The sequence below is a fragment of the Novisyntrophococcus fermenticellae genome (assembly GCF_018866245.1).
In the GTDB taxonomy this organism is placed as follows: Bacteria; Bacillota; Clostridia; order Lachnospirales; family Lachnospiraceae; genus Novisyntrophococcus; species Novisyntrophococcus fermenticellae.
The window spans coordinates 3,104,845-3,123,916 of the sequence record NZ_CP076458.1; the positions used below are offsets into that span (position 1 = coordinate 3,104,845).

Sequence of the window (19,072 nt, forward strand, 5' to 3'; positions counted from 1 at the left end):
ATGGAAGGGAAAGTAACAAAAATCTATTCAAGTCCTTTAATGAAACAAAATATAAAGTCAAATTATATCCTGACGATTGCAATTGTTGCGGTGATGTGCATGATGACAATTGTCAGTACCTATGCAACCAGCATTATGCAAGAGAGCCAAAACATGCAGGATACGACACAAGCTCAGGCTGATTTCTACTCCTATCTGTATGTTATGGCCTCTTACAATGATACGGCCGGCACACAGCTTTCCTTCGATGATTTTGAAAAATCCGAGGATAAATCGGTCTACGAAGCGGCATTTGAAATGGCTGATAAACAATCCGCTGATATGAATCTCAGTAAAGAGGGCCTGGAAACAGCTGCAAATGTTTTGAAAGAAACGGATGTATCAATGGATACTTATACCCATCTTTTTGAATATACCTATGCTCTGGGCCAGGTAAAGGGCTGCTTTAGCGGTGGTGATTTAGACATCCAGGATATGATGAATACGATGTTAGAAACAATGGGTATTGATCCTGAGAAGATAGAAACATTACAGGATATGGACACTACGGCAATGTTTAACCAGATGGATTATACAATCATGGGACTGCTGCCCATCTTTATTTTCATTGTCATCGTGGGAAATTCCTTGATTGTAGACCAGGTAGACCGGGGTTCTATGGCATATGTCCTTTCCACACCAACAAAACGTTCGGCAGTAACCAACACACAGATTATCTTTATGTTGGCAACACCGCTGCTTATGATTGGTATAACCTGTGCCGCAAGGCTGGGGGCTTCCTTCATCTTCCTGGATGATGTCAATGCTAAGGAAATCATAGTCATGTACCTTGGCATGTATATTCTGGTGGAGGCTGTCGCAGGAATATGCTACTTAGGCAGCTGTATCTTTGACCAGAGCAGAAAAGCCATGGGGTTTGGAGGCGGTCTCACAGTCTGGTTCTTCCTTGCCTCCCTGCTCGGCATGTTCGGTTCCGGCGATATGGTAAAGATGGGATTCGGTGCAGAAGCGCTGGATGTCTTCAACAAACTGACATTGGTTGGTCTATATGATATTAAATCCATATCCACCATAGGGTCAGGTTCCGTTGATACCGCATTTATCTGGAAGCTTGCGATTCTTGCAGGCATCTCGATTGTATGCTATGCCGCCGGCTCCATACGGTTCCAGAAGAAGGATTTGCCCTTATAATTGCAGACTACTGCGCAGCTTTCCTGCGCAGCAGCATTTCGTGCATAAGAAACATGAACAGTAAAAGTAAAAGCAGATAAAATGGAAACAATACAACACTGATTCGGTTTGCAATCACTCCAAACAGCGGTGGCATCAGACATATCCCGACATAAGCACTCGCCATCTGGACACCGATAATTGCCTGTGATTTATCCGCTCCGAAATGCTCCGGTGTCGAATGAATAATGCAGGGATAGATTGGCGCACAGCCCAACCCAATCAGCATCAGCCCTGTCAGGGCTGCGTATTGGTTTAACGGCAGCATCAGAATAACGACACCCGCTGCTATGATGCCTTGTCCCAGACGTATCATATTTGCATCATTTAACTTCATAGTCAGGAATCCACTCAGTGCACGGCCAATCGTAACACCTATGAAGAACAGGCTGGCAAAACCTGCTGCTGTCTCAGCAGAAATTCCCCGATGGAGTACCAGATAGCTGCTGAGCCACAATCCGGTTGTCTGTTCCAGGGCACAATAGCAGAAAAATGTAATCATGACTTCTTTTGCTCCGGGAATTCTAAAGATCTGACCCAGAGTAAGTGCTTTCTCCGGCAGAGGACTGTCATCCGAAGCTGTATCCGAACGTTTTTTCCAGAGAGGCAGGCTGACAATTAAAATAACGGTCAGTACAATCTGTAGGACCGCAATTATACGATATCCTGCATTCCATCCATTCCCTTTTGTCAATGCATACCCCATGATATAAGGGCCGAAGGAGGCACCGACACCCCACATGCAATGCAGCCAGCTCATATGTCTGCTCGCATAGTGCAGTGCAACATAATTGTTCAGTGATGCATCTACGCTTCCGGCACCAAGTCCATAAGGTACTGCCCACAAGCAGAGCATTCCAAATGAGTGACTGACGGAAAATCCGAACAGCGCAAAGGCAGTCATCGCCACACTGATTGCTGTAACCTTTCCCGTCCCAAGCTTCCGGGTAATTCTGTCGCTTTGCAGGCTGGATACAATGGTTCCGGCTGCAATAATCATGGAAATGATTCCTGCGTATGAAACCGGTACGCCAAACTCCTTATACATGACCGGCCACGCTGAACCAAGCAGCGAATCCGGCAGTCCAAGACTGATAAACGATAAGTAAATAATAGCTAAAAGTAAGTGTATCATGTTTATTTCCTCTTATTTTTCGTATAATTTGTTTTCTGAAAGCATAATCCTGCAATTTTTCTTATAGAAAGCGATCCCATAGTGCATAACCTTCCGATACCCTTCCTGCATCAATCCCTCTTCATAGCGCCTGATTTCTATCTGATTCAAAGCCTGCCGGCACTGTGTCTCCATATCCATATAATTACGTGCCACTTTCAATTCCAGAATCATAACCGGCTGATTCACATCCAGGCTTTTAAGACAGATATCGTATCTCCCCTCACCGGCCTCCCTGTTTGAAGAAGCATAGAAATCTTTCATTCCATTGAACAGTCCCATCAGAAAGCCGTGATAAAAAGCCTCTTTATTATCATAAAAGCTGATTCCTTCACGAAGCATATCTGTTACTGTCTTCTCAACTTCATCTATATTCCCCTGAACAATGCTCTCGTAAAATAAGGTAAGATCCTTTTTTCTTACCTTGTGGTCAAACCATGACAACACTGTATTCTTATAGATATAGCGAACCTCTTCATTCGGTATTGCAAGGGAGATATAGCGGACATTCCCTTCCATACGTTCTCCGGTCTTCTTCAGATACCCTGTAAAATACAGGAAAATCCATAAATTTTCTTTTGCCTTATCGGGTCCTATGTCTTCGTACGTGATATCTTCATGTATTGGCTTCTCTATGCTTTCTCCCTGTATCAGAACTTCTATCTCCTGCTTTGCCCCAATATCCGCATTTTCTACCAGGTTTCTGACAATACTGTTAGAACTGGTATTGGACCAGAAAGGTTTCGGAAAGGCTTTTACGTTTGCCCATATCTGTTCCACGTAATTAATGACACTCCACGGATTGTAGACAAAAGTTTCACCAAAAAGGTAACCATCATACCATCTTTTGACCGTATCCATAGATGAATCTCTTCCGTAAAAATGCAGCATCTCTGCTACCTCTTGTGCCGTGAAACCAAAATGCTCCGCATACGTGGGATCGGTAACAGAGATAATCTTCAGATTATTCAATCCGGTAAAAATACTTTCTTTTGAAATCCTGAGGCATCCTGTAATTACCGCAAATTCCAGATTCTCATTCGTTTTCAGAGCCGACTCAAACAAAGAGCGTATGACCGTCACCATCTGATCGTAAAATCCGCCAAAATAAGAATTTTCCAGTGGAACATCATACTCATCAATCAAAATGATTGTCTTTTGGCCATAGTGTTTCATAAGGCATGCGGAGAGAAACTTTATTGCATCCAGATAATCCGGCTCACTGCCCCGTACATCCCTTATATCCCTGTACCGCTTTTTTTCTGCATCTGTAAGCTTGTCTGAATTTAAGATACGATCATGTCTTCCAAATTCTTCGGCAAGCATTTTCTTCATCTGCATATAAGATAATTCATAGCTTGTCTGCTTCATAGATTTCAGAGAAACCATAATAACGGGATATCCTGACATATGTTTGATATACGCTTCACCTGCATGCATAATTGCCAAGCCCTCAAACACACGCTTTGCATCCGAATGTTCCATTTCAAAAAAGTATCGGAGCATACTCATATTCAACGTCTTTCCAAATCTTCTGGGCCGGGTAAAGAGATTCACTTTCCCTTTTAAATCCATCAATTCTTTGATAAATAACGTTTTATCTACATAGTAATAGCCCTTTTCAATCATCTCCTGAAAATCATCTACACCTATCGGCAGCGGTTTAAAAGCCATACTCTATTCCTCCATCCGTCAACGTGTTTTAATATCAGTATATTCTGCCCTCCATGTAAGGTCAAGTATGACTTTCACCAATCTCAGATTTCACTCTGCGTAATCAGAACATACTGTACGAACAAGGCTGCACCGTTTACCATCGCCTCTTCATCCAGATCAAAGCGCTCGTTGTGCAATGCGTACTTCTGGTCATTTGCTTCATTTCGGCATCCCACAAAAGCGAGACATCCCGGTTTCTTTTCGAGCAGCCAGGCGAAGTCCTCTCCTCCCGGAGTTTTCTCATACTTAACAAGTCCTTCTTCCCCCAGTATCTTCCGTACGGCACGCTCTGCTCTTTCACTGCTTTTCGCATCATTGATGGTAGCAGGTGTTCCAAAAATATACTCAAATTCATATGTTGCACGGAATGTTTCACAGGTTTTGGCAATCACCCGTTCGATCTTTTCCGGCAGTACTTCCCTCACTTTTGGGTTGAAGGTACGTACGGTTCCCAGCAGCTCCACATTATTTGGGATTATATTCGATGCGGAACCAGAGTGAATCGAACAAATGCTGACGACGCAGGTATCTCTTGGATCAATTTCACGGCTTACAATCGACTGCAGATTATTTACAACAGCGGCAGATGTAAGAATTGGATCCACGGCGTCCTGAGGCATGGAGCCATGACCACCCTGACCCATAACTTTAAATTTTATTGTGTCTGCAGAAGTAAAACGTGGCCCTTCCTCTACCGAAATTCCTCCTGTTTCAATGTATGGGAAAATATGAATTGCAAAAAAATTATCGCACTCCATCACCTCTGCATTGTCAAGCAGTGTCCTGGCACCCTGAATCGTCTCCTCCGCCGGCTGGAAAATAAAGCGGACTGTGCATCCTAATTCCTCTTTATGTTCGCTTAATACTTTTGCAGCGCCAAGCAGCATCGACATATGGGAATCGTGCCCGCAGGCATGCATCACCCCTTCATTTAATGATTTAAACGGCAAATCCTTGACTTCCTTCACAGGAAGGGCATCAATATCCGCACGTAACCCGATGACCGGATGCTTTTTCGCACCCTCCAAGGTAGCAACTACACCTGTCCTTGGCAGCTTATTGTAAGGAATTGACAGCCTGTCAAGTTCCTCACAGATCTTCTTTGTTGTGGTATATTCCTGCCAGCTAAGCTCCGGCCGGCTGTGGAAATGCCTGCGCAAATCAATCATATACTGTTTTTTATCTGAAGCCAGTTCATAAGCTCTCATCTCGTATCCTCCTCAAGTTACTGGTAGTTGGCGGCAATGGCAATTCCCAAAAATACAACAGCAATAACGGTCAGTACAATCTGAAGCGGCCAGAGAAACTTATACCATTTACGTAATGGTACTTTTGAAACCGCAAGAAAAATCAGCAGTGTGCCATTGGTAAACCAATACATGTTGGCAAACCCGTCACCAAATTGATAAGCCAGGGTTGCGGTTTGTCTGGTAATTCCAATCATATCCGCCAGTGGGATAAGAATCGGCATAATTGCAATGGCCTTGCCGCTTCCGGATGGAATAAGACCGTCCGCCAGAATCGTGACCAGAAAAATACCTGTTGCAGCCAGCCACGGGGAAAGTCCATTGAGCGATTTTGAAAGAAAATGGATAATCGGATCGATCAGGCCTCCTTGCGTCATAACAACCTGAATGGCCCGCGCCAGACCAATGACCAATGCGCCATCCAGGGCGCCCCTGGCACCATTTATAATACTGGTCGTTACACCATTCACACCTAACCGTCCAACAAGGCCGCCTGCCAGACCACCTGCCAGGAACACTGCCGAAAGCTGATCCATTTCCCACCCGTAATTCAGCACACCAAAAATAGCTGCGGCAAACGTGATTCCAAATATAAGTAATACCAGAATCTGGTTCCTTGTCATCCTGCTGTCTTTGAGTGAACTGTAGTCTCTTTTAAGGCTGCTGTTATCGATTCCATATACGATACTTTTTGTTGGGTCTTTTTTTACACGGGCTGCATAAACAAGTATGTAAATCATGATAACAGTCTCTACAACGACTAATGCAATCAGGCGCAGCCACATCCCGGAAAACATAGGCAGTTCAGCGATTTCATGGGATATCCCTACCGTATATACGTTTGTCGGAGACACAGCAAATCCCATCATACACACAAAAGCGCTGGAAGCCATCCCCACAATGGCATCATAACCCAAAGCAATGCAGATGGATACGATGATTGGTACAAAGGGAATAATCTGTTCCGCCCATCCAAGAAAACCGCCTATGGCTGAGAAGAGCAGCATAATGATAACAAGAACCACCGGACTTCCGAACTTATCTGATGCACGCAGTATCTTGGATATTCCTTTATCCAGCGCCCCTGTATCCAGATATATCTGTACAAATCCACCCACGAGCATAACAAGGAACATAATGCTGGCAGCACCTGTAAGACCTTGTGGTATGGAAAGAAAGAAGTTCCCGATTGATACAGGTGTTCTTTCCACTTCATGGAAGCTGCCTTCCACAACGATGGTACGTCCGTTTTCCTCCGTACGTTCAAACGCCCCGGGTGCGATAAAGTAGGATGCAACTACACAGACCAGCATTACCATAAACAGGATAACAAAAGGATTTATGGATGATTTTTTCTTTTTCTTCTTCTCCATATCTATATCACCTTTTATACAATTTTAATATATTATTCAATTATATTCTAAATTATTACTTAACTCTTTTACAATCTTCTGCATGGTTTCCCACTTCTCTTCCATATCCTTCACCAGTGTAAGCTGTGTACGGCATCGTTCCAGATTATGATGTTCTCTGTGTATTTTAAAATAGGTATCTCCTTGCAGATAGTCAGTCAGGAAGCGAAGCCCACATTCGTAAGTCATGACCTTAGCTCCCATCGGCAGCAATTCAACCTCTCTGGGAGTAAGCCTGCCCCTGCATCCTTCCAGAAATCCTCTGGTATACAGTTCATAAAGTTCCATACTGCAGGAAACCTTATCCAGATCCGTCTCATCCTCGGCCGCCGTACTGGCACCAAAACGAATGGAATCTCCAAAATCATTCATGGCGAGCCCTGGCATGACTGTATCCAGGTCAATCACACATATGCCCTTTCCTGTGCTTTTATCGAGCATGATATTGTTCAGTTTCGTATCATTATGAGTCACTCTTAAGGGAATTTCTTTCCGGGAAAGGAGCCTGGAAAAGCAGTCCGAAATCTCCTTCCTTTCAAGCAGGAAGCGGATTTCATCCTGTGCTTTGCATGCTCTTCCCATAATGTCTTCTTTCACTGCTTTAAGGAACATCTGGAATCTGGCTTTTGTGTCATGAAATCCCATAATTGTCTCATGCAGGGTCCCGGCCGGATAATCCGCCAACAGATACTGGAAATTCCCGAAGGAACGTGCGCTCTCATAAAAATGTTCCGGCTTTTCCACCTGATCATAACTGGCTGCATTCCTGATAAACTGATATGCACGCCAGCATTCTTTATCCGCACTTTCATAATATGCTTTTCCCTCATGCGTAGGAATGATGTTTAGTGTCTCCCGCTCCGGATCCCCCCCGTTTTCCTGAATCCTCTCCCTGAGATAAGCGGTGACTTTCTGGATATTCTCCATCAACTCTCCTGGGTTTGAAAAAACATCCGTATTGATTCTCTGCAAAATTACTTTCTTATATCTGTCTGCTGCATCAAACTGAAGCAGATAGGTATCGTTAATATGTCCGCTTCCATATGTCTCACAGGATACTAAACTGCCCTGGAACCGAAAACTTGCTATTGCATCTTCGAGCTTTACTTCTGTCACTTGCTTCATCTTTGCACTCCTATGATTATTCTTAGTAACTTATTTTTCAAATATTATTCCGCTCCTGACTTCTTTGACAATCCGAATATTATTTTATATAATAGTTCTGATACATCTACATATATTTCCATACATATCTAGCCAGAGGTCATTGTCTATGAAGAAGTACAAGAGCATAGAATTAAAAGAGGATTTTTCCATAAAAAAAATATATTCCATACATTATTTTGAATACGCGAAGGACTTTGCTTATGAAGGGGAGTCTCACAGCTTCTGGGAACTGCTATGTGTGGACAGCGGTAATATTGAAGTAACTGCCGGTGACAAAGTACTGACACTACAATCCAACCAGACGATTTTTCATAAACCTGATGAGTTTCATGCATTAAGAGCTGACGGTCTGTCTTCACCCAGCTTAACGGTGATCTCCTTTGCATGTGAGTCGGCAGCTATGAGCTTTTTTGAAGAAAAGATTGTCTCTCTCAACCAGAGTGAACGTTTTTATTTGGGGCAGATTTTGTCGGAGGCACAAAAAGCCTTCCGTACCCCTTTAAATAATCCATATACCTTATGTCTGGAGAGGAATACCACCCCTGAGTCTGGCTCCGAACAGATGATACAGTGCATGCTTCAGCTATTCCTGCTCAGCCTTTACCGAAGACATCAAAACCCTTTTCCTTCTGTTACAGCCCAAAGTTCTCTTTTACACCCCTCGTTGCACAGAGACAGGGATGAACTGTTGCAACAAATTGTCCGATATCTGAAGCGGAATATCTTCGAGCACCTGACTGTCGCACAGATTTGTAAAGAAAATTCTGTAGGCCGTTCCCAGCTTCAAAAGTTATTTCGGGATAAACTCGGCTGTGGTGTAATTGATTATTTCTGCCGGATGAAAATAGAGACTGCCCAGAAACTGATCCGGGAAAAGGGGTACAATTATGCACAGATTTCCGACCTGCTGGGATACTCTTCTTATCAGTACTTTTCCCTTCAGTTTAAGAAATTTACCCGGATGACTCCTTCGGAGTATGCTTTCTCCGTCAAAAACTTTTCTCAGTTACCGAACGACGACTGATTTCAGCGTTAATTCTCTTTCTCATTCCGGACAGATAGGAGATACTTCCGGGATATTCATCAAATCCTGCTATTTCATTACCCTCCGGTTCTATGCAGGCCAGAACTGCTTCCCGCCCCGCCATACTTTCCAGGTAATGCATAGCACATAAATCGCTCATGGCTTCATCCATCAGCATAATACGCATAGACTCCTCAGGGTTCCCGTCTGCTCCCGGATATACCAGGAATGGGTCTCCGGACGGAAATGACCCTGCCGCATCTGTACAACGGTATGGGTTAATATGCTCCAGGGAATACTCGGAATTATAAAAGTTGAATCCCCAGTGCAGAAAACCATCCAGTTGATATTTATACATCAAGGTCCCTAAAATCCTTGTTCTGGAGCCGGTCTGTACAATAAAGCGGTTGGGTACCTTCAGATACTGACCGGTACAGTAATACCCCCACAGCTTCAATGGTCTTTTTTTTAGAAATGGCTGCATATGATCCAGAGAACAGATAGGCTGTTGAATGATACCTTTTTCGTAAAAGTCGTAATCCGAAATCGCATCAATGATTTCATACCCTTCCAAATCATTTTCCACAAGTTTTCTGGCGGCCTTATAAGATTCAAACTGGCTCTTATGCGGTTCATCCGAAATGTGAAAATAGGTATTTTTGCTGATGCCCAGTTTCTCCAGTTCACCACGCAGAGACCTGAGAAACTGGTGTAGAAATTCACCATACTCCGGACCGGCTGCATCTGTTTCCCAGCCAAACAACTGTACCTGATGACCGTCCCTGATTCCCATAACCTTTGGCGCCATGGAAGCTCCCCATTGACTGAACAAGTGTGAAATTTCGTAATATACGATGCCACAGCGCCTACACACCTTTACCCAGCGCTCAAGTTTTTCGTAGCCAAACTGATAGCCTTCTTTCGTAGCCGTCACATCAACTAACTGCACTGTGCGGCGTTCTCCTCCAACCGCAGTATCAAGCGGAGGCGTGAACACCGGAGTCAGAAGCATATTGCATTTCCTCTTCACTGCCGTGCGGATAAAATTCTCCAATATTCTCCAATATTCCTCACTGAACACCTCTGTATTATAATAATCAGCCAGGCAGTCCGTATGCATCCATTCCGTATGCGGTATGGGAAGTGCAGGCAATTTGGCATCCAATACCGTCAGCATCACTACTGCCGAACCCAATACCCCATCTGATGATTTTAAACATATCTGCAGCGGATAATTTCCTGCAGCCAGATTTCTATCAGATTCAAAATCCACCCACAGGCATCTCCACTGACCGGGAATCAGATTTATGCCCATAGAAGACACGTCTGTAAGTAAATCCGGATATAACCCGGGTTCTGTAGTCAGATAACCTTCATCTGCCTCCATATGTGTAGGATATCCACAGGGAACGAGCTCGACACTTCTTACCCGTACATGTTCCTGAACCGGCGAGATGACTTCCACCCGAGCCCTCTCTTTTTGCATTTCTTCCCAATAATAAGCAACTTGAAAGGATACCGTTTCACCTTTCAAAGCAGTTAGAACATCCTCCATCCCTTCACCGGACGGTTCTTTATGCGGGAATACTTTTTCCATCGAAGTGATTTTTTTTAGTTTCAATTTTCCCATCCCCCTTCTTAAAATATTTCAAGAAATAATATAAGTTTATTCTATAATAAGTTTTCTTTAAATTCTTCATATAGTTATCCGATTTTCACATATAATCGTCCGCTTTTATTTTAGAATTTTCTATGAGGCAAAAAAAATCCTCAATGCCTGGATATTCAGGCACTGGGGACTTCATCACTCCTTTAAAAGTTAAATCACTTCTCTATCTTAACTCTTTTTGAAATATCTTCTTTTTCCTTTGCATCAGGTTCTCCTGCAATACCACCGAAAGGCATCTGCGCAAGCAGAATATATGAATCGGGAAGGCTGAAAAGTTCACGGACTTTACCGTCGATTACGGGATTATAATGCTGTAAAGATGCACCAATTCCTAATTCACGCAGACCACTCCAAATGCTGAGCTGGAGCATTCCATTTGCCTGATTTGCCCATACCGGGAAATTGTCTGCGTAAAAAGCGAACTGCTTTTGAAAACTCTCCACAACATTTTTGTCGTAGAAGTAAAGAACTGTTCCTGCTCCGGCTTTAAAGCTGTCAATCTTTTCTCTTGCCACCTGCCCTTCAAACACATCATAGACAGCATCCCATAGCTGATTCTGCTTTTCTCCTAATGCAACGACAACGCGTGCACTTTTCATATTAAACGCATCAGGTACCAGTTCTGTCAGCTCCTGGATACGTTCGATTACCTCGTCTTCTCTGACCGGAAGCTCTTTGTTGATATTATAATAAGTTCTGCGTTTTTCTAATGATTTCACTATACTCATGTGTATTGCTCCTTTCTCTTATTTTGCTTTTCCCTGTGCGGCAACAGCCTTCATCTTCTCTTCAATGGCCGACGGATCTCCAAGATAGAACTTTCTATCCATCTGTCCCTCATCCGTGAATTCATAGATCAGTGGAATACCGGTCGGAACATTTACCTTTGTAATCTCGTCTTCGCTTAAATGTTCAAAGTACATGATTAATGCACGCAATGAATTACCATGGGCGGCTATGATAACCCGTTTGCCCTCATCCATCTTTGGGCGGATTTCCTGTTCATAGTATGGGATTACACGGGCAATCGTATCCTTCAGACTCTCAGTCAACGGAAGACCTACAGTCCTGACATCATAATACAGTTTCTGTAAAGCAGGATTACGTTCATCATCAGCTTCAAGCTCTGGCGGCTGTATGTCAAAGGATCTGCGCCAAATCTGTACCTGTTCCTCACCATACTTCTGCGCCGTTTCTGCTTTATTTAAGCCTTGCAGAGCACCATAATGGCGTTCGTTCAGTTTCCAGCTTTTTACAACCGGTAAGTCCTTTCGATTCATCTCTGTAAGCGCCAACTGTAATGTATGAATTGCACGTTGTAAATAAGAAGTATAGGCAATATCAAAGTCATAGCCTTTTTCTTTCAGGATCTTTCCTGCACATTTTGCCTCTTCTATTCCTCTTTGAGACAGATCTACATCGGTCCATCCTGTGAAACGGTTTTCGAGATTCCATTCACTCTCTCCATGACGGAGTAATACCAAAGTCTTCATCTGAAATTAGCAAGGAGATTACGCATTCCTTGCATCCTCCTTTCTGTAAAATAAATATAAAAAACTTCTGCTTGAATCGGATTCCTTGATATACTTTACTATATCACATTTATCCGTTGGTGAAAAGCGGAAGTTAGTCTAGGCAAACCACTTTCTTAACCTTGTATCATACATTTCTTCAGACGCTTTCTGCATTCCCTGTAATCCGGATAATAACGCTCCACCTCCTGCCAGAATTCAAGGGAGTGGTTCATATGTCTTCGGTGCGCCAATTCATGTACTATAACATAATCCAGTAAATCTTCCTTCATATAATACAATTGGTAGTTAAAATTTAAATTTCCTTTGGAGCTGCAGCTTCCCCATCTGGTTTTCTGGTTTCGTATGGTAATTCTTCCCCATGTCACACCCATAAGATTTCCGTAGTAAGACACCCGGTCGGTAATTTTCCTTTTCATGTTTTCAAGCTCGTCCTTTTTCAGGTCTTTCACTGGCGTTACCATCGTTATTTCTTTAATCAAAATATCCTGTGCCCCATGTTTTAACGTATATTCTGTAATCATTTCATGCTCCTCCAGGCTAAACTATGACTGTATTATAGCACATTTATTAATTGTACAGAGCAAAATATCATTATCCAACCCATGTCATCTGTTGTCCGGTATACGCACAACAACCGTAGTCCCTTCTCCTACCTGTGAATGTATTGAAATTCCATATTCTGTTCCATATATCATGCGAAGTCTTTTATCTGTATTGGATATTCCAATGGAATTTGTCTTCTGATTCATGATTTCGGTAATTCTTTCCTGGGAAATCCCACAGCCATTATCTTCGACGTAAAACAGAATATCTTTTCCCATTTCTTCTACAGATATTTCCAGAATTCCACCCTCCCTGTAATCTTTAAATCCGTGAACAATGACATTTTCTACAAGAGGCTGCAGAAACAGTTTCGGCACTTGAAGATCATGGTAGCTTTCAGGTATGTCTATCTGTACCTGAAAAAGTTTTTCATAACGTTTATTCATGATAGAAAGATACCTCAATAACCAATCAAAATCATCTTTTAAAGCTACCAGATAGGTAGTATTCTTACTGGTATACTGGAGCATGCGTGAAAGATCCACAAGCATTTCACTCGCTTTATCCGGTTTATCGTCCATGCAGAGCCAGTTAATAATATTCAGGGAATTGTATAGAAAATGAGGGTTTAGCTGCATATTCAAGGCCATAATTTCCGAATCCCTTCTTTGCAGCCTGACTTCATAATTCTCATGCACCAGTCTTTTCAGATTCTGGTTCATCTTGTTTAACTTACTGTAAAAAAATGCAAACTCATCTTTTGAACTATAGTGCACAACCGTATCAAAATCTCCTGCTCCAACGCTTTCAATCATTTCCAATGGCTTATAAATTTTCCTGTTAATAATTTTTGAAATAACGAAGGACGCTAAAAAAGCCAGAACTGTAATAGCAAACAGCAAAAGTACGATGATCCTTACCAGATTGTCCATAATCTGATCTGTCAATGCACTCACCGGCATTACTGCAACAACATACCATCCCGTTACCTGACTTTTGGAATAAGCCAATATATAATTTTCTCCATGCAATGTTCTCCGGACGCATCCGCCTTCTGGTCCCGGATTAAGGTCTGGAAAAGGATTTTTGCTGTATTTTTCACTCCATTTCTGGTCAGCCATACAGACAATTTTTCCTTCAGAAGTCATAACAAAATACTCGGCAGGGTGATTTTTTTCCAGTTGTTCTTTCAGCATTCCCCGAAGATTTTCTTCCGTAAAGTTGACCACGAGGTAAGGGTCTTCGATCACATCAGGCAGTGTGAATATTCTTCCGGAAGATATATAACCCGGCTGCAGCTTTCTTACAGCCGAAAAAAGATGCGAATATTCAAGATTATGATTTATATTTTTCACCTGAAACATGGTTGCATAATCATAAGTAGGAATCCATACCAGTTTTCCTGCTGCCTCATCTGCCAGCTTTGCCGCCTCTGATTTTTGAAAACTCCCTGCCGGATAAAAGTTTTTATTCTCTTCTCCGAATCGATAGTACGAGGTTACCAGATGTGTTGAATATACCTCATTATTCCATGGAAGATAGCTCAAAAGAATCTGTGCTATCTGGTTGCTGGCCTCCTTTAACTGGACAGAGTCTTCCGGATTCAGTTTGCTGAATATCTCATAAATCCTGGAGTCCCCGTTTAGTTTTACGGAAAACTCCTCTATATAATCCAGATCTTTATCCAGAATCGTGCTGGTTTTTTGCGCATTTTGGATAAACTGAGATTCTGCCTGTTCTATCAATGCATTTCTGGAAACTATAAATAAGACACCCCCGAGGATAAATAACGGGAGAATTGCCAAAATCATAAAAACTGCAAGCAGTAGTGTCCGGATCTTGATATACTTGAAGCGTCCTGCCCATTCATCCCGCTTTCCTTCTTTTCTCATACAGTTCCCTTCTTGCGAAACTCATCAGGTGTCACCCCATATTTTTTTTTAAATGAACGTATAAAATAATTGGAATCCCGATATCCGGTCATAGCCGCTATTTCTTTGACCTTCCTGTTCGAGCATAAAAGCAGTTTCTCAGCTTTTTGCATACGCATCTGACTTAAAAAGTCAGAAAATGTCATTTCAAATGTATTTTTAAATAACGTACTGAAGTAAGATGGATTAAAGTGAAACATAGCTGCTACCGACTCAAGACTGATCTCGTCCATGTAATGTTCCCCGAGATACTCCATGCAGCGATTCATAGGCCTGTCTGCACCGTTCTCTCCTTTGACCGACAGGCAATTTACAATCCTGAAAATAAGCTGATTCCCTTCTCTTAACAGGGTTTGAAAATCCTTTGCTTCTATCAGGGACTGATCCCGTTCAAACAGTTCCTGCCTGTCTTCCTTTCTGATCATCGGTTCCAAATTTTTAAGCAAGCGATAAAATAAAAAGACAGCCCTCCTCTTTAATATATCCGGCGGCACCTGACCTCCTGTGGCAGCTTCTTTCAGAAGCTTTTCGTATAATTCAAGACTTGTCGCTGTCTGTTTGGACTGTATGGCCGTAAGAAGCTCTCCATCATCTAACGTTCCGATATCATTGATTACCATAGCTTTCACTTTTTCAGACCAGAAGATATCTGTAATCCCGTAAAAAGAAAATGATAAAGCCCTGTATGCTTCTTCATAAGCTTCCGCTCCCTGTAAATATAAATTACTTTTTAAGGTACTGATGGCAAAAAATGTGTTTTTACGTCCTGTTTCTTCAATTTTCAATCGAAGAGCCCACAACAGCTTAGCATCAGGCAGCTTTGTGTCAATCACCAGCGTAGCCAATGTACAGTCCACATGATGCAGTTCAAACGTCAGGGAGGATAATGGTTCCAGAGATTTCTTAATCAGATAACCTATCTCTCTCTTTTCTTTTTCAGAGATGTTCCGATGCTGACCCTCCTGACGTTTTGTCAAAAACAGGTATCCCTGCTGCTTTAACGGCAGCAGGGATAACAATTGGTCTTCGGCTGAAAAACTCGGGTTTTGCACAAACTGGTTCAAAATTCGATCTACATAAGCAGGCAGAGTCTCTTTCAATCTTTCTTCGAGCTCAGCCGCCATCTCTTCCTCTTCCAGCTGCCCCTTTATTTTTTTCTTAACATCCTTTATTGTCGTCTGAAGCTCCAGGCTGTTTACGGGTTTTAAAAGATAAGCGCACGCACGCAGAGAAAGAGCTTCCCGGGCATATGCAAATTCAGCATATCCACTTAAAAAAATGAAAAATATTTCCTCACTTTTTTCCCTTATCTTTCGCAATAAAGTGATGCCGTCCATCTTTGTCATCCTGATATCACTGATGATGATTTCGCATGAAATGTGCTCCAGTATATCCAGCGCTTCTGTGCCGTCAGCCGCCTCCCAGAACATATCATCCGGGCAGATTTCCTCCAGCAGGGATAAAAGCCCTTTTCTGTGCAGCTTCTCATCATCTACAATTAATATATTGTACATCTTCCCACTCTCTCAACATAGCCTCTTATCCATGGTACATTGTATCATATCTCTCCTGATATGTCTTATGATCCAACACAATAACCGGAATTTCCATATTTGTTTTTACCCTGCCCCTAACCTTTAACACAACCTGTAAAGGTGACATTTCCCCGAGGGTATCACCCTCTATCAGCAGCTGTGTCATCTCTTCCCGGTTACCAAAAGGAACCTGGAATGGATGGGCAGAAAGCATGACACTTCCCTCATCTCCTGCAAACTCATCCGGTAAACTAATGTAAAATCCTGCTACTCCATGTTTTCCCGATGCGAGGTCATCTAAGACGGCAGTGGCCTTTCTCTCCTCAAAGATTGGTTGATAGTCCCAGTAGTAAAATTCCTTCTCACGGATTTTCCAGCCTTCAGGTACCTGGACAGACACTTCCACTTCCTTCCAGTCCTCAGGCTCCATATGTCCCATCACGAAGCGAAGCAGGAATATATTACAGTTCCCCGAATATAATTTGGGCATCACGATGCCATAAGGTCCAAAATACATATCGGTATTTCCCAGGCTCCTGCATTCTGCAGCAATAATATCCGCCTCCCGGGACTCAAGCCGGACAGCATCATAATGCCTTTCCGCTGATTCTCCTGGTTTTACCTCTACAACTTCTTCCCGCAGCTGCCCCTCAGCACCCGCTCCAAACGGCCGAACCTGGAATTTAATTTCAAATGCACAGTCATTTCTGTTTTTCACATATAAGTCTGTACCCTTTTCCCCTTCATGATACACAATATCAAAGGAAAATACACCAATTTTTGTGTTTTTCAGTTCATAGTCAGTAAGTAACCCCTGGGGGCGTATCGTAAGTACTTTTTCCACTCCCTGCAGTCTTAAGCCAAGCCACTGCTCCATGCTCTGCTGTATCCATGCACCTTGCCCTTGACTGCATCTGGTCAGGCAGCGCTTTTTGTTCACAGCTCTCGGCCACCAGAACAGGGACCCTGTTTCATCCAGACGCTCATACATAAGCTTCAGTGAATCCTGCATCTCTTTTCTTGTATAACTGCCCCCCAGACGTAACGTACAGCCGGTTGCGGACGGATTCATGCCGAAATGCAGTTCCCGCATCGTCTGAAATTCGGGATCATAGTTCGTGATAAGAACAGATCGCGCATAGCGATGCAGATTCACATAGGCATCATAGTCCGTATCATATAACCCATATAAGGGAGCCATTACAGTGGCTGTATCCTCTCCACCATAGTAATACAGATCATCTCCTACGTAGAAACGGTCTTCCCTGTTCTCCTGCATGTTATTTCCACCTGTAATCTGCCTTCCAAAAGGACCGTCTCCTTCCATATATTCGGCCATATCCACCGGCATCTGCCGCAGGATTGCATCGACTTCCTCCGTCTTGCGGCCTATGGCTTTCAACACGGAACGATATCCTTTCAACGCGTAGAAGCACTTTACATTTGCTCCATAATCATACTTTTTAAAGACAATCAAATCACTGGCATAGCGGCTGGAAAACAGTGCATGCTCCGGGTGTTTGTGCTTTTTCATTCCCTGGTAAAATTCCTCTAACCGTGCCGTCACTCCTTCGTTTTCACGGAAATATGCTTCATCTCCTGTCATCTCAAGATACTTTCCGGCAATCACCAAGGGGGACACATAGAAGAACATACTGTGATCGGAATACAGGCTGAATCTCGGTGTATTTCTTTTAGACAGATATTCCAGCGCACTTCGCCCCACCTCCGGAATGACGTACATCACACTCACCACATCCGGCTCAATATCAATCCCCCAGAGTCTGGACAAAGAGTGTGAGGGAGCCCCCTGCCAGTTCGTGAGCAGTTTTCCCGATGGACCAAAGGACAGACAATTAAAATTGTCCAGAATAAATCTGAACTGCATATCCCGATATTTAAGGCCCATCTCTTTATCTTCTCTGATTCCGATTTTTATATTCCCCAGGCGTTCCTTCCAGAAACGGGCAGTCACGTTCACCCACTCCAAAGCAGTATGTTGATAGAGAACACCTAAAGCCTCATGAATCTCATCCCTCTTAGGTGTCACGGCAGCGATTGTGGTGAATACTCTACTCTCCCCCGCTTTCAATTCAAAGGGCTGATAGATTCTGGGATTTTCAGCATCCCCTTCATAGGTTCCTCCAAGGAACTGAATTGCCGCACAGGCTTCCGGATGCCACAGTACCAAAAGCTTCTGATCCCACTCCGCCCGATACGGATTCTGTGTATAATCTTCAAAACATTTCCCGTAGTGTTCGAACTGGTTCACAAATTTCTGGTTTAAAGCCAGCTTCAGTCTGCCTTTCATAGTGGTTCCCGAAGTATTCTTAATCTCAATACAGTACAGCGCTCCGGCCGGACCCGGAAGCGGATGAATCCGGGAAGTTTTCACGGATTCATCTTCAAGCACCGGTGCAAGTGAAAATACCCTGCTTTCCAATCCCCTCTGCTGTGTCGCGGTTACGGGAAGAAAGTGATCCATATACCAGGTGCGGGAAGACGGATCAGCTGCCGGAAGCTTAAGACCATTGGCCAACTCTATTTCATATTTCATCTTTCCCAGCAGTAGTGCTGTATCATTCTGATAATACTGTCCAATATGCCCCTTGAACTGTCCGCCCACATCCGGTCCGCCGGAGGGTACAGCATAGATCTTCTCATGGGGTGTACAGATAAAGTGCAGCCTTCCCAAAGTATCCTGTCCCAGCATGGTTCGTCCATTGGACTGGATAAATAATTGCCGTTCACTCAAAGACCAGTCTGTCACCTCTGATTCGGCATCATATGCAGCCTGAAAGCAGGGAGACTGATATCCATGTTCCCATACCTCCTCCCACGTGTTGTATTCCGCCCTCTCTCTCAAATGCATCACTTATTCCTCCATTT

14 protein-coding genes are annotated in these 19,072 nt (G+C 43.3%); 2 read left to right on the top strand and 12 right to left on the bottom strand.

What is annotated here, in order from left to right:
• The gene (locus KNL20_RS14430) at positions 1-1,191 is read left to right on the top strand and encodes an ABC transporter permease subunit (protein WP_230398427.1); all 1,191 of its coding nucleotides are present in this window, start codon (positions 1-3) and stop codon (positions 1,189-1,191) included.
• A gap of 7 nt (positions 1,192-1,198) precedes the next feature.
• On the opposite strand, the gene KNL20_RS14435 is transcribed toward KNL20_RS14430, so the two are convergent.
• From KNL20_RS14435 to KNL20_RS14455, 5 genes are all read right to left on the bottom strand, one after another.
• Positions 1,199-2,365: an MFS transporter gene (locus KNL20_RS14435; RefSeq protein ID WP_230398428.1), complete on the bottom strand. Its 1,167-nt coding sequence runs from the start codon at positions 2,363-2,365 to the stop codon at positions 1,199-1,201.
• A 12-nt stretch (positions 2,366-2,377) separates the two neighbouring features.
• A complete protein-coding gene (locus tag KNL20_RS14440; RefSeq protein WP_230398429.1) occupies positions 2,378-4,078 on the bottom strand; it encodes an AAA family ATPase in 1,701 nt (566 codons plus the stop codon).
• A gap of 83 nt (positions 4,079-4,161) precedes the next feature.
• Positions 4,162-5,328: a M20 metallopeptidase family protein gene (locus KNL20_RS14445; protein WP_230398430.1), complete on the bottom strand. Its 1,167-nt coding sequence runs from the start codon at positions 5,326-5,328 to the stop codon at positions 4,162-4,164.
• A gap of 17 nt (positions 5,329-5,345) precedes the next feature.
• On the bottom strand, positions 5,346-6,740 hold the full coding sequence (locus KNL20_RS14450; protein WP_230398431.1) for a YfcC family protein: 1,395 nt from the start codon (positions 6,738-6,740) through the stop codon (positions 5,346-5,348).
• A 36-nt stretch (positions 6,741-6,776) separates the two neighbouring features.
• On the bottom strand, positions 6,777-7,904 hold the full coding sequence (locus KNL20_RS14455; protein ID WP_230398432.1) for a phosphotransferase enzyme family protein: 1,128 nt from the start codon (positions 7,902-7,904) through the stop codon (positions 6,777-6,779).
• Positions 7,905-8,052: 148 nt separating this feature from the next.
• On the opposite strand from KNL20_RS14455, the gene KNL20_RS14460 reads away from it, so the two are divergent.
• Positions 8,053-8,970 carry a helix-turn-helix domain-containing protein gene (locus KNL20_RS14460; protein ID WP_230398433.1) on the top strand — a complete coding sequence of 306 codons (918 nt, stop codon included), beginning with the start codon at positions 8,053-8,055 and terminating at the stop codon, positions 8,968-8,970.
• Here the strand turns inward: KNL20_RS14460 and KNL20_RS14465 are convergent.
• From KNL20_RS14465 to KNL20_RS14495, 7 genes are all read right to left on the bottom strand, one after another.
• The gene (locus KNL20_RS14465; protein ID WP_230398434.1) at positions 8,936-10,600 is read right to left on the bottom strand and encodes a DUF4091 domain-containing protein; all 1,665 of its coding nucleotides are present in this window, start codon (positions 10,598-10,600) and stop codon (positions 8,936-8,938) included. The two genes, KNL20_RS14460 and KNL20_RS14465, sit on opposite strands and share 35 nt — an antisense overlap.
• A 194-nt stretch (positions 10,601-10,794) precedes the next feature.
• Positions 10,795-11,367 (bottom strand): nitroreductase family protein, encoded by a 573-nt coding sequence (locus KNL20_RS14470; RefSeq protein ID WP_230398435.1) that lies wholly within the window; start codon positions 11,365-11,367, stop codon positions 10,795-10,797.
• 18 nt (positions 11,368-11,385) lie between these two features.
• Positions 11,386-12,132, bottom strand: a complete 747-nt coding sequence (gpmA, locus tag KNL20_RS14475) for a 2,3-diphosphoglycerate-dependent phosphoglycerate mutase (RefSeq protein ID WP_230398436.1) — start codon at positions 12,130-12,132, stop codon at positions 11,386-11,388.
• Between the two features lie 155 nt (positions 12,133-12,287).
• Positions 12,288-12,695, bottom strand: coding sequence for a M48 metallopeptidase family protein (locus tag KNL20_RS14480; protein WP_230398437.1), 408 nt, complete (start codon positions 12,693-12,695; stop codon positions 12,288-12,290).
• Between the two features lie 84 nt (positions 12,696-12,779).
• Complete coding sequence (locus tag KNL20_RS14485; RefSeq protein ID WP_230398438.1) at positions 12,780-14,609, bottom strand: histidine kinase; 1,830 nt, start codon at positions 14,607-14,609, stop codon at positions 12,780-12,782.
• Positions 14,606-16,162 (bottom strand): response regulator transcription factor, encoded by a 1,557-nt coding sequence (locus KNL20_RS14490; protein WP_230398439.1) that lies wholly within the window; start codon positions 16,160-16,162, stop codon positions 14,606-14,608. The genes KNL20_RS14485 and KNL20_RS14490 overlap by 4 nt, the downstream gene beginning before the upstream one ends.
• A gap of 25 nt (positions 16,163-16,187) precedes the next feature.
• Positions 16,188-19,055: a hypothetical protein gene (locus KNL20_RS14495; protein WP_230398440.1), complete on the bottom strand. Its 2,868-nt coding sequence runs from the start codon at positions 19,053-19,055 to the stop codon at positions 16,188-16,190.
• Between the last annotated feature and the right edge of the window lie 17 nt (positions 19,056-19,072).